This window comes from Streptomyces sp. NPDC002566 (assembly GCF_042889585.1).
In the GTDB taxonomy this organism is placed as follows: Bacteria; Actinomycetota; Actinomycetes; order Streptomycetales; family Streptomycetaceae; genus Streptomyces.
The window spans coordinates 484,623-497,010 of record NZ_JBIARD010000006.1; the positions used below are offsets into that span (position 1 = coordinate 484,623).

The 12,388-nt window shown below is 72.8% G+C and carries 11 protein-coding genes; all 11 read left to right on the plus strand.

The window, feature by feature from the left end; genetic code table 11:
• Positions 1-134: 134 nt before the first annotated feature.
• Positions 135-710 carry a DUF2617 family protein gene (locus tag ACFYXA_RS26360; RefSeq protein ID WP_389037032.1) on the plus strand — a complete coding sequence of 192 codons (576 nt, stop codon included), beginning with the start codon at positions 135-137 and terminating at the stop codon, positions 708-710.
• Between the two features lie 65 nt (positions 711-775).
• Positions 776-2,323 (plus strand): polyamine aminopropyltransferase, encoded by a 1,548-nt coding sequence (locus ACFYXA_RS26365; protein WP_389037035.1) that lies wholly within the window; start codon positions 776-778, stop codon positions 2,321-2,323.
• 103 nt (positions 2,324-2,426) lie between these two features.
• The gene (locus ACFYXA_RS26370; protein WP_389037037.1) at positions 2,427-3,329 is read left to right on the plus strand and encodes an SRPBCC domain-containing protein; all 903 of its coding nucleotides are present in this window, start codon (positions 2,427-2,429) and stop codon (positions 3,327-3,329) included.
• Positions 3,330-3,366: 37 nt separating this feature from the next.
• The gene (locus tag ACFYXA_RS26375) at positions 3,367-4,155 is read left to right on the plus strand and encodes an aldose 1-epimerase (RefSeq protein ID WP_352244752.1); all 789 of its coding nucleotides are present in this window, start codon (positions 3,367-3,369) and stop codon (positions 4,153-4,155) included.
• A gap of 102 nt (positions 4,156-4,257) precedes the next feature.
• Positions 4,258-4,806: an orotate phosphoribosyltransferase gene (gene pyrE / locus ACFYXA_RS26380; protein ID WP_130438639.1), complete on the plus strand. Its 549-nt coding sequence runs from the start codon at positions 4,258-4,260 to the stop codon at positions 4,804-4,806.
• A 133-nt stretch (positions 4,807-4,939) separates the two neighbouring features.
• Positions 4,940-5,971: a class II fructose-bisphosphate aldolase gene (fbaA, locus tag ACFYXA_RS26385; RefSeq protein WP_352244753.1), complete on the plus strand. Its 1,032-nt coding sequence runs from the start codon at positions 4,940-4,942 to the stop codon at positions 5,969-5,971.
• A 256-nt stretch (positions 5,972-6,227) separates the two neighbouring features.
• A complete protein-coding gene (locus ACFYXA_RS26390) occupies positions 6,228-8,216 on the plus strand; it encodes a YncE family protein (RefSeq protein ID WP_389037042.1) in 1,989 nt (662 codons plus the stop codon).
• Positions 8,217-8,351: 135 nt separating this feature from the next.
• Positions 8,352-8,765 (plus strand): DUF3151 domain-containing protein, encoded by a 414-nt coding sequence (locus tag ACFYXA_RS26395; protein WP_351090354.1) that lies wholly within the window; start codon positions 8,352-8,354, stop codon positions 8,763-8,765.
• Between the two features lie 210 nt (positions 8,766-8,975).
• Positions 8,976-9,815, plus strand: coding sequence for a tryptophan 2,3-dioxygenase family protein (locus ACFYXA_RS26400; RefSeq protein ID WP_130438631.1), 840 nt, complete (start codon positions 8,976-8,978; stop codon positions 9,813-9,815).
• A complete protein-coding gene (kynU, locus tag ACFYXA_RS26405; protein ID WP_389037046.1) occupies positions 9,808-11,007 on the plus strand; it encodes a kynureninase in 1,200 nt (399 codons plus the stop codon). The genes ACFYXA_RS26400 and kynU overlap by 8 nt, the downstream gene beginning before the upstream one ends.
• Positions 11,008-11,324: 317 nt before the next feature.
• Complete coding sequence (locus ACFYXA_RS26410; RefSeq protein ID WP_389037049.1) at positions 11,325-12,215, plus strand: alpha/beta hydrolase; 891 nt, start codon at positions 11,325-11,327, stop codon at positions 12,213-12,215.
• Positions 12,216-12,388 lie beyond the last annotated feature (173 nt).

Here is a 12,388-nt window from a genome sequence, read left to right on the forward strand (position 1 = left end):
ACGCAGCCCCTCGGACCCCTACGGACGTCCCGCGCGGACGTCCTCCCCAGGAAACGGGCCGACCGGGCGACCTCCCGGTGTCTGCCGGGGCGTGCCGGACCTTCCCTCTCTTTGCGTTCTAGCGGAGCCGAGTCATGCTCACGACCCTGCACACGTCCTACACCGACACGCGCGCGGCCGACCTCGCCTGGGCCCTGGGGCGTGAACCGCTGCCCGCCCTGGCCACCCTCGACCTCGAACTGTCGGGCGCCAAGGTCCAGTTGCGACTCCTCGGCGCCTCGCACCAGGTGCTGCTGGAGGAAGAGCGGGGCAGTTGCTCGGAGACGGTGGCCTGCCTCCCCGGCAGCAGCACCCCGCTGCCCCTCGGCGTGGCCAAGCGGGTGGGCGACTGGGAGTACGAGTTCGCCGCACACGTAGAAGAGTTGACGCCCAGTCAGTTCGCCGTGCGCGCCCAGGAACTGCTTGCCCTCGTCTCCGGCCACCCGCACGGCCTGGCCGGCGTCTTCCCCGGCAGCCCGCACGCCTTCACCGCGCTGGTCGCCCAGCGGCACGAAGGGGCCGTCCACTGGCGCACCTGGCACGCGTACCCGCAGGACGGGCAGCTGGTGGCGACGCGCACAAGGGTGGACGTACGCGCGCCGGCGCTCGCGAACGCCCCGTCCTCCGACGGCGACTTCAGGCCGAGGGCGGTTCAAACGCGGGGCGCGTGACCGGTGCCGGGTTCCACACGTGTGGGTGACGAAGCGTGCCGCACTCGTGACGTAACGTCGCAGTCGTGATCGAGTCGCACGCACCAGCCCCGCCCGGCGCCCCGCCCCCCTGGCGCGGCCCCGCGCGGCTGCCCGTCCGGCAGGGCACCGGGCGGTTCCTGGTCCTCGTGTGCGTCTTCGTCTGCGCCGCCTGCGGGCTGGTGTACGAACTCGAACTGGTCGCGCTCGCCTCGTACTTGATGGGCGACTCGGTCACCCAGGCCTCCGTCGTGCTGTCCGTGATGGTGTTCGCGATGGGCATCGGCTCCCTCGCCGCCAAACGGCTGCGCCCGCTCGCCGCCGCCGGGTTCGCCGCGATCGAGGTGGTGCTCGCCCTGGTGGGCGGCTGCAGCGCCCTGGCGTTGTACGCGGCGTTCGCCTGGACGGGTGACTGGGGCGGGCTGTGGGCTGACGGACCCCGGGTGCTGATCGTCGCGTTCTCCCTGGCCATCGGCCTGCTCATCGGGGCCGAGGTGCCGCTGCTGATGGAGCTGATCCAGCGCATCCGCCGCCAGGACGCGGGCGGCGCGGTCGCCGACCTCTTCGCCGCCGACTACGTCGGCGCGCTCGTCGGCGGCCTGGCCTTCCCCTTCCTGCTGCTGCCCCGCCTCGGCCAGCTGACCAGCTCCCTGCTGACCGGCGCGGTCAACGTGGTCGCCGGGGGCGCCCTCGTCCTCGGCCTGTTCCGCCGCGACCTCACCCGCCGCGCCCGCTGGACCCTCGTCGTCGCAGGCATCACCGTCCTCGGCGTCCTCGCCTCCGCCGCCGTCCTCGTCGACGACTTCGAACGGGCCGCGCGGCACGCGATGTACGGCGACCACGTCCGGGTGGCGCTGCGCACCGGCGTCCAGGAGGTCGTCCTCACCGGCGACGCCGACGGCGGCCCCGTCGGCCTCTACCTCGACGGCCGGCTCCGCGGCGGCGGCCCCGCCGAGCGCCGCTACCACCAGGCCCTGGTCAGCCCCGCGATGCACGGCCCGCACGGGAGGGTGCTGATCCTCGGAGGCGGCGACGGGCTGGCCGCCCGCGAGGTCCTCGCCCGCCCCGGCGTCGACCGTCTCGACGTCGTCGAACCCGACGCCCGGCTGCTCCGCCTCGCCCGCACCGACCCGGCGCTCTCCCGCCTCAACGAGCACGCCTTGGACGACCCGCGCGTCCACGTCACCGTCGCCGACGCCTTCGACCGCCTGCGGAAGATCCCCCCGGACGCCTACGACGTGGTGATCACCGACCTGCCCGACCCCGGCGAGACCGCCGGCGCCAAGCTGTACTCCCAGGAGTTCTACGGCCTGGCCCGCCGCGCCCTGCGCCCCGCGGGCCGGCTCGCCGTCCACGCCGGGCCGGTCGCCACCCGCCCCCACGCCTTCTGGACCGTCGAGACCACACTGCGCGCGGCGGGGCTGCACACGGCCGCCTACCGCACGAGCGGCGACGGCGACGGTGACGGCGACTGGGGCTTCGTACTGGCAGCGGGAGACCGCCCGCCCGGGCTCCGCCTCGACCCCGGCGAGCGGGAGCTGCGCGAGCGGACGGAGGGCTTGCGGGCCTCCACCTTGCTGCACCCGCGTTACTAGCGCCACGACGGAGGCGTGTGGCGCGGGCACCGCGGCAGGCGTCGGCTCCGAGTTGTGGCGGAGGGGAGGTGTGGTGGCGTGGGCCTGGGTAGGCTCCGCATCTATGGAGCAAGAGGTGTTCGTTCCGGTTCCGGCCGAGCGGCTGAGGGCGGCCCTCGCCGACCCCGAGCAGGTGGCCCGGGCCGTTCCCGGGCTCCAGCAGGACGCCGGCACCGAGCCCGTCGCGGGCCGGCTGAAGCTGCGCGTCGCCGGCCACACCATCACCTACCGGGGCGCCCTGCGTGTCACCGTTCAGGGCGACGGCGGCTACGTCGTGGAGGGCGACGCGACCGAGGCCCGCGGCACGGGCACGGTCAAGCTCGCGCTCACCGTGCGACTGCGGGAGTCGGAGGGCGGGACCGCCGTCGTCTTCGAGGGCACGGCGTCCGCGGCGGGCCGGATCGCCGAACTCCCCTCGGACGCGGTCGACTCAGCGGTCGCACGGCTGCTGAACCGGTTCGCGGAGAACCTGGGGGAGGGGGCGGAGCAGACCCCGGCGGAGGCCTCCGGCGGAAGCCCGGCTTCCGACGCGCCGGAGCCCTCGGAAGCGGCCCCCGCCGACGCGGCCCCCGCCGACGCGGCCCCCGCCCCGGAAACGCCCGCCGAAGAAGCCCCCTCGGGCCTCCCCGCCGGCGCCGGACCCGAGGCCACCGCCGAACCGGAAGCCACCGCCGGAAGGGATGCAACCGCCGAACCGGAAGCCACCGCCGGAACCGACGCAACCGCCGGCATCGAACCCGACGAAGATCCGGACGGCCCCCCTGCCGAAGCCGCGCACGCCCGCCGGACGATGATCGGGCGCAGCGCCGAGGAGGTCGACCACGCCCCGCCGCGCGGCCGCTACGCCCCCGTCCCCGCCCCGGAGACAGTCGCACGCAACGACATCCTGCGCTGGGCCGCCCCCGCCGCCGCGTTCGCCGTGGCGTCGGCGATCGTCGTCGGCAGGGCGTTGCGCCGCCGTCGTTGAGCCCGCGCGCTCTTGATCGCCTCGGTAGGGTCGTCCCGTGAGCGACGAAGACATCACGCTGACCGCGGGCGACGCGGAGGCGACCGTGCGGCCCGGCAACGGCGGACGGGTCACGGGGCTGCGCGTCGGCGGTGTGGAGCTGCTGCGCCAGGGGGAGCGGTTCGGCTGCTTCCCGATGGTCCCGTGGTGCGGGCGCATCAGGGACGGCCGCTTCCGCGACGGCGGGGCCGTCCACCAGATGCCGCTGAACTCCCCGCCGCACGCCATCCACGGCACCGTCCGGGACGGCGCGTGGCGGGTGGCCCGCCGTTCCGCCGACGAGGCGGTCCTGACGTACGACCTGGTGGAGCCCTGGCCCTACCCCGGCCGGGTCACCCAGATCGTGGCGCTGACCGAGGACGCGCTGACGCTGTCCATGGCGGTGGAGACGTACGGCTCGTCCTTCCCGGCGCAGATCGGCTGGCACCCCTGGTTCAACCGCGACCTCGGCGGCGAGAGCGTGCGCATCGCCTTCGACCCCGCCTGGCAGGAGGAGCGCGGCGACGACCACCTGCCCACCGGCGAGCGAGTCGAGCCGAAGCCCGGCCCCTGGGACGACTGCTTCGGCATGCCCGACGGCGTGGACGTGACCCTCACCTGGCCGGGGCGGCTGGAGCTGAAGGTGACCAGCCCCGAGCAGTGGGTCGTCGTCTACGACGAGCAGGAGGCGGCCGTGTGCGTGGAACCGCAGACCGGCCCGCCCGACGGCCTGAACTCCCACCCGCGCCTGGTCACCCCCCTGGAGCCGCTGGAGACCACGACGACCTGGCGCTGGACCCGACTCTGAGCCCCACGTCCGATGCCGGGCCCCGAGCCCCGGGGCCTGAGTCCCGGACCCCGAGCCCGGGCCCTGGGCTCCCCCTACGGGGTCGCCTCTAAGCTGTTCGGCATGACGGACACACGCGGCGCGCTGCTGCAGCAGATCAAGGACAAGGCCGTGGTGCACGGCAAGGTGACCCTGTCGTCGGGTCTCGAGGCCGATTACTACATCGACCTGCGCCGCATCACCCTCGACGGGCAGGCCGCCCCGCTGGTCGGGCAGGTGCTGCTCGACCTGACCGCCGACCTGGAGTTCGACGCCGTCGGCGGTCTGACCATGGGCGCGGACCCGGTCGCCGCCGCGATGCTGCACGCCGCCGCCGCGCGCGGCCGCTCGCTGGACGCCTTCGTCGTGCGCAAGGCGGCCAAGGCGCACGGCCTGCAGCGGCGCGTCGAGGGCCCGGAGATCCGGGGCCGCCGGGTGCTGGTCGTCGAGGACACCTCCACCACCGGCGGCTCGCCGCTCACCGCCGTCGAGGCCGTGCGCGAGGCGGGCGCCGAGGTCGTGGCCGTGGCGACCATCGTGGACCGGGCGACCGGCGCCGCCGAGAAGATCCAGGAGGGCGCGGGCGTGCCGTACCTGTACGCCTACGCCAAGGACGAGCTGGGCCTGGACTGACCGGCGGGTGGACACCCGCTGGATCATCGGGCCATGTCTGGAAAGATGGGGACGACGATGACGTCGCACCCCAGGTCTAGGTCAGGGCCGTAACAACGCAGATCGCCAACCCGCACACCCAAGGAGCGGACGAATGCCCATCGCAACCCCCGAGGTCTACAACGAGATGCTCGACCGGGCGAAGGCAGGCAAGTTCGCCTACCCGGCCATCAACGTCACCTCGACCCAGACCCTGCACGCGGCTCTGCGCGGCTTCGCGGAGGCGGAGAGCGACGGCATCATCCAGATCTCGACCGGCGGCGCCGAGTTCCTGGGCGGCCAGTACAACAAGGACATGGTGACGGGCGCCGTCGCGCTCGCGGAGTTCGCGCACATCGTCGCCGAGAAGTACCCGGTGACGGTGGCCCTGCACACCGACCACTGCCCGAAGGACAAGCTCGACGGGTACGTACGTCCGCTGCTCGCCATCTCCAAGAAGCGCGTCGAGGCGGGTCTCGGCCCGCTGTTCCAGTCGCACATGTGGGACGGCTCCGCCGAGACCCTGGCCGACAACCTCTCCATCGCCCAGGAGCTGCTGGAGCAGGCCCGCGCCGCGAAGATCATCCTCGAGGTGGAGATCACGCCGACCGGTGGCGAGGAGGACGGCGTCTCCCACGAGATCAACGACTCCCTCTACACCACGGTCGACGACGCGATCCGTACGGCCGAGGCGCTCGGCCTCGGTGAGAAGGGCCGCTACCTGCTGGCCGCGTCCTTCGGCAACGTCCACGGCGTGTACAAGCCGGGCAACGTCGTGCTCCGCCCGGATCTGCTGAAGGAGCTGAACGAGGGCGTCGCCGCCAAGTTCGGCCAGCCGGCCGGCTCGAAGCCGTTCGACTTCGTCTTCCACGGCGGCTCCGGCTCCTCTGCGGAGGAGATCGCGACCGCGCTGGAGAACGGCGTGGTCAAGATGAACATCGACACGGACACGCAGTACGCCTTCACGCGTCCCGTCGCCGACCACATGTTCCGCAACTACGACGGCGTGCTGAAGGTCGACGGCGAGGTGGGCTCGAAGAAGACCTACGACCCGCGCACCTGGGGCAAGCTGGCCGAGGCCGGCATGGCGGCGCGTGTCGTCGAGGCGACGCAGCACCTGCGCTCGGCGGGCACGAAGATCAAGTAGTTCCTGACCGGACCGGCCCGAACCCCTCCCCGGGGAAGCGGATCGGCAAGCGGTTTCCGGCATGTCGAGGGCCCGGCGCCCGTGTTCCCGCACGGCGCCGGGCCCTCGTGTGTCCGGAAAGCCGCTCCCCTCGGTAATCCGGGGAGCGGGATGTCAGGGGCATGCTCTACGCTGCGGATCACCGCGCCCCGGTCCGGGGCGGCGGTTTCCGCGTTCCCGTCGGGAGCGCGAAGGACCAATGGGGGGTCTCTTCATCGTGCGTAAGCGCACTCTCTCGGCCGCGACGGCGCTCGCGGTCCTCTTCAGCTCCGCCGCACTGATCGTGGGCGGCGCGGGCTCGGCGGCGGCGGACAGCAGCAAGGTCCTGCCGCTGAGGTCCACGGGTGACGTCGTCGTCGACGGCGTCCACAAGCAGGTCTTCATCAGCGACCCGTACATCGGCAAGGTCGTCGCCACCGACTACGAGGGCAGGGTGCTGGGCTCCGTCACCGGCCTGCCCGGTGTCACCGGTCTCGCGCTCTCCGCCGACTCGGGCCGCCTGTACGCCGCCGTCCCGGGCGCCGACGCGGTCGTGGCCCTGGACACCGTGGCGGTCACCGAGCAGGCCCGGTACGCGACCGGCGAGGGCACCGACCCGCGCTACGTCGCCCTCGCCGGCGGCAAGGTCTGGTTCGGCTACGGCGGCGACCACGACGGAGCGATCGGCTCGGTCGACGTGACCGGCGCCGAGCCGGTGGTCGCCCTGGACCAGGACGCCGACACCGACTACTCGGGCGCCCCGCGCCTGGTCTCCTCGCCCGCGAACCCGAACGTCATCGCGGCCGCCAGCTCCTCCTACCACCGGTTCGCCGTCGCGACGTACGACGTGACGACGGGCGCCGCGGCCCGCACCGCGCTCAACACCACCGCGTGGTCCGGCATCACCAACGATCTCGCCTACACGCCGGACGGCAACCGCCTCATCACGGCGAACGCCGGCAACGTGCACCACGTCTTCCAGACCTCGGACCTCGCCGAGGTGGGCACCTACCCGAGCGACTACAGCGGCGCGGCCGTGGCCGTCGCCGCCGACGGCACCGTCGCGGTGGGCTCCGGCTCGGTGTACCGGGACGACGTCTTCGTCTACCGGCCCGGTGAGACGAAGTCCGTGCGCACGTACGACTTCCCGAACACCAGCAGCAGCAGCGGCGGGGACGCGCTCGTCGACGGCGGTCTGGCCTGGGAGCCCGGCGGCGGCCGGCTCTTCGCGGTGACGAACAACTACGACACCAACCCGCGTCTGTACGTCCTGGACGAGCCGACCAAGTCCGCGCCGACGGTCACTGTCAAGGCGCCGGCGACGGCCCAGCGCGCCAAGCCGCTCACCGTCTCCGGCAAGGTCGCCGCGACGCTGCCGCTGCCCGCCGGGACCCCGCTCACCGTGACCCGGTTCGACGTCGAGGCCCCGCAGGGCAAGGCGCTCGGCACGAAGAAGCTCGGCGCGGGCGGGGCGTTCTCGTTCACGGACACCCCGACGGCCTCCGGGAACGTCACCTACAAGGTCGCCTACGCCGGGGACGCCCAGCACTCGGCAGCTTCCGGGACCGCGCTGGTCAAGGTCGCCCACGCCAAGACCGCGCTGACCCTGGACCGCAACGGCCTCACGGTCAACTACGCCACCACGGTGACGTACACGGCCACGCTCGGCCCGACCTACAAGAACCGTGTCGTGGAGATCTGGGCCGACCCGTGGGGCCCGGAGCCCAAGCGGCTGCTCAAGCGCGGCACCGTCAACGCCAAGGGCAAGCTGTCGGCGTCGATGTGGATGAGCCGTGACACCACGGTCACCGCGGTCTTCGCCGGCGACGCCCGCTACGGCTGGGCCCAGGCCGTGTCCGGCGTGCGCACCCGCGCCGGCGTGTCGACGACCCTCTCGCGCCACTACAAGTGGACGAAGTTCGGCAACACCTGGTACCAGACCTACCACCAGACGACCGACCCGCTCATCACCACCTGGCACAACGCCTACCCGGGCCGGTACACCCGTCTCGACTTCCAGGTCTACGTCCAGGGCGCCTGGTACTCGGGCGGCGACCCCGAGTACTTCCCGCTGGGCAGGGACGGCAAGTCGCTCGTCACCCTCGACGGCGACGGCGCGGCCGGCTACCGCTTCCGTGTCCGCTCCGCGTACATCGACGGCTACAACGGCGACAACGTGAACTCCACGGTGTACGGGCCGTGGAAGTACTTCAACTTCACTCGCTGAACCGTCGGCGCGTGACGTGAGAGCGGTGCGCGGGCCGATGGTCCGCGCATCCTGGTCGAGCCCGGTGTCCCCCTGAGGGGCGCCGGGCTCGACCGGTTTCCGGCGGGCCGCCGCGTCGGTGACAGACTGGAGGCCATGTCCATTCACGAGAACCTCCTCGGGGGCCCGCCCCCGACCCACCTCCCCGACGACCCCGAGCCCCGCGAGCTCCTCGCCGAGGGCACGCCCCCCGCCGACGTCGCCGCCCGGTACCCCACGTCCTCCCTGGCCTGGGCGCAGCTCGCGGACGACGCCTTCGAGCGGGGCAGCGTCGTCGAGTCGTACGCGTACGCCCGTACGGGGTACCACCGCGGCCTGGACAGCCTGCGCCGCAACGGCTGGAAGGGGCACGGTCCGGTGCCCTGGGAGCACGAGCCGAACCGCGGCTTCCTGCGCGCCCTGCACGCCCTCGCCCGTGCCGCGGGAGCGATCGGGGAGCAGGAGGAGTACGAGCGCTGCTCGCAGTTCCTGAAGGACTCCTCGGCCACGGCGGCCCAGACGCTGGGCTAGCGGGCGCCGTACGGCAGCGGGCCCGACCGGTGTGACCGGGCGGGCCTCCCGCTCTCGGGTGTGACCGGGCGGGCCTCGCGTTCTCGGGTGTGACCGGGCGGACCTTGCACTTTCGGGTGACGATTGCGGAGGATGCCCGTGGGGACCGGGGCCCCCTGTCGAAAACGGCAGGGGCGGACCGCTACCCGGAGTACACAACAGGAGACAGCGATGTCCCAGGAGGCTCACGAGGCTCTCGAGCCCGAGACCCCGAACCTCGACTTCGCAGGCACGACGCCGTACGAGGACTACGTCAAGGCGGACGTGCTCACCCACCTCCAGCACACCCTCTCCGACGATCCCGGAGAGATGGTCTTCCTGGTCACCACCCAGGTGATGGAGCTGTGGTTCACGGTGATCGTCCACGAGTGGGAGACGGCGTCGAACGCCCTGCGCTCCGACGACGTGCCAACCGCGATCGCCGCCCTGAAGCGTTCCGTACGGGAACTGGAGGCGCTGAACGCGTCCTGGAAGCCGCTCGGGCAGCTCACCCCGGCCCAGTTCAACGCGTACCGCTCCGCCCTCGGCGAGGGCTCCGGCTTCCAGTCGGCGATGTACCGGCGGATGGAGTTCCTGCTCGGCGACAAGTCCGCGTCCATGCTGGTCCCGCACCGCGGCGCGCCCCGCGTCCACGACGAGCTGGAGAAGGCGCTGCACGAGCCGAGCCTCTACGACGAGGTGCTGCGGCTGCTCGCGCGGCGCGGGCACGCGATCCCCGACGCCGTGCTCACGCGTGACGTGTCGCTGCGGTACGAGCCGTCGCCGGAGGTCGAGGCGGCCTGGACCGCCCTGTACTCGGGCGACGAGAGCGACGAACTGGCCCGGCTGGGCGAGGCGTTGACCGATGTCGCCGAACTGGTGTGGCGCTGGCGCAACGACCACCTCGTCGCCACCCGGCGCGCGATGGGCGCGAAGACCGGCACGGGCGGCTCGGCCGGTGTGGCGTGGCTGGAGAAGCGCGCCCGCAAGAACGTCTTCCCGGAGCTGTGGACGGCGAGGTCCTATGTCTGAGCTCGCCTCCAAGGCAACAAAGCTGGACGCCGACGACCTACTTGCCTTCAAGCGTTCGGAGTTCCTGCTCGACGGGGACGTCTACCTGGACGGCAACTCGCTCGGCGCGCTGCCCGCGTCCGTCCCCGGCCGGCTGGAGGACGTCGTCCGCCGGGAGTGGGGCGAACTGCGCATCCGCTCCTGGGAGGAGAGCGGCTGGTGGACGGCGCCCGAGCGGATCGGTGACCGCATCGCCCCGCTGGTGGGCGCGGCGGCCGGCCAGATCGTCGTGGGCGACTCGACAAGTGTCAACGTGTTCAAGGCACTTGTGGCGGCGGTGCGTATGGCGACGACGGAGGGGGGAGCGGGGCGGGACGAGATCCTCGTCGACGCGACCACGTTCCCCACGGACGGCTACATAGCCGAGTCGGCGGCCCGGATGACCGGCTGCAAGCTGCGGCCCGTCGCCCCGGCCGACGTCCCTGCGGCCCTGTCGGACCGCACGGCGGCGGTGCTGCTGAACCACGTCGACTACCGCACGGGACGGCTGCACGACCTGCCGTCGCTCACCGCCGCCGTGCACGCGGTGGGCGCGATCGCCGTCTGGGACCTGTGTCACAGCGCGGGCGCCCTGCCGGTGGGCCTCGACGAGCACGGCGTGGACCTCGCGGTCGGCTGCACCTACAAGTACCTGAACGGCGGCCCGGGTTCACCGGCGTACCTGTACGTCCGGCGGGATCTCCAGGGCCGCTTCGACTCCCCGCTCCCCGGCTGGAACTCGCACGCCGAGCCCTTCGGCATGCGCCCCGCCTACGAGCCGGCCGCGGGGGCACCGCGCGGGCGGGTCGGAACCCCCGACATCCTGTCCATGCTGGCCCTCGAAGCGGCCCTGGAGGTGTGGGAGGGCGTCTCGATCGACACGGTCAGGAGCAAGTCCCTTGCACTGACGGACTTCTTCCTGGAGTGCGTGACGGAGTACGTCCCCGAGGGCCGCGTGGAGTCACTGACCCCGGTGCGTCACGAGGAACGCGGCAGCCAGGTGGCCCTGCGCTGCGAGGACGCCGCGACCGTCATGAAACACCTCATCGCCCGAGGCGTGGTGGGCGACTTCCGCGCCCCCGACATCCTCCGCTTCGGCTTCACCCCGCTGTACGTCACCTACGCGGACACGGAGAAGGCGGCCCGCACACTCGCGGAAACCCTGACCGCCTGACCCACAGGCGGCCGCACCCCGAGGTGCGGCCGCCCGCCCTCAGCTGCGGCCGGCCACGCCCCGAGCTGTCCGCCTCCCGCCCCAGCTGCTCAGCTGCGGGCAGTCGTGCTGCTGGGGCGATGGGGGAGGGTGGGCCACCCCAAAACCAGGCCCCACCCCGAGCCCCGGCCGGCAGAACCATCAAACCCCTGATCCGGCGTCATATCCCCGTGTCCCCCCACGTCACGGGCCTGATACCGTCCCCGCCAACGGCCGATCCCAAACCTGGTCCGCCACCCCACTCGTAGAACCCCGTTTCGCCGCTGAGAGGTTGGAGCATGCCGGACGACGCCGTCGCAGCCCGGGCCGCCGCCGAGGAGGAGTCGGCCTTCTCGCACCCGGCGGTCGCCCCCGACGCCACCGCCTCCTACGGCGACCACCCCGACCAGGTGATCGACTTCTACGCCCCGCGCGAGGGCAGCGCCCCGACCGACACCGTCCCCCTGATCGTCGTCCTGCACGGCGGCGCCTGGCGCGCACCGTACGACCGACGGCACATCACCCCGTTCGCGGCCTACCTCGCCGAACGAGGCTTCGCCGTGGCGAACGTGGAGTACCGCCGAGGCCAGGAACAGGGACCGGCACAGGAACCGACCCCCGCCCCGATCGCCGGCCGCTGGCCCCACACCTTCGACGACGTGGCCGCCGCCCTCGACGCCCTCCCCGCCCTGGCCCGCGAGGCCATCCCGCAGGCGGACCCCCGCCGCACGGTGCTCACGGGACATTCGGCAGGCGGTCACCTCGCTCTGTGGGCGGCGGCCCGGCATGTCCTGCCCGCCGACGCCCCTTGGCGCACCGGCGGCCCGGCCCCGCTCCGGGGCGTCGTCGCACTCGCCCCCATCGCGGACTTCGAGGTCGCCGGGAAACTGGACGTCTGCGGGAACGCGGCCCGGCAACTCCTCGGAGGCGACGAGCACTTCACCGAGAGGCAGCCGTACGCCGACCCCGCGCTGCTCCTCCCGACCGGGATCGCGACGACCCTCGTCCAGGGCCGCACCGACCTCGTCGTCCCGCAGGCGGTCGCCGAGTCGTACGCGGACGCGGCGGCGAAGGCGGGCGAGATGGTGGGCCTGACGCTGCTGGGGGACGTCGGCCACTTCCCGCTGATCGACCCGCTGGCGGACGCGTGCGCGGTGGTGGCGGAGGAGATCGCACAACTGGCGTGGTGAGGGACCGGACGGTGTCACGCGCCGCGCCCGTCCAGCAGGGCCCCGGCCCCCGACCCCACCCGTAGTACCCCCGACCCCACCCGTAGTACCTGTAGTACCTGAGAGCTACGCCGAAGAAGAGTCCTGCGGCGGGACGCTGACGACGACCGCTGATCCGTAACTTCCCATCCTGT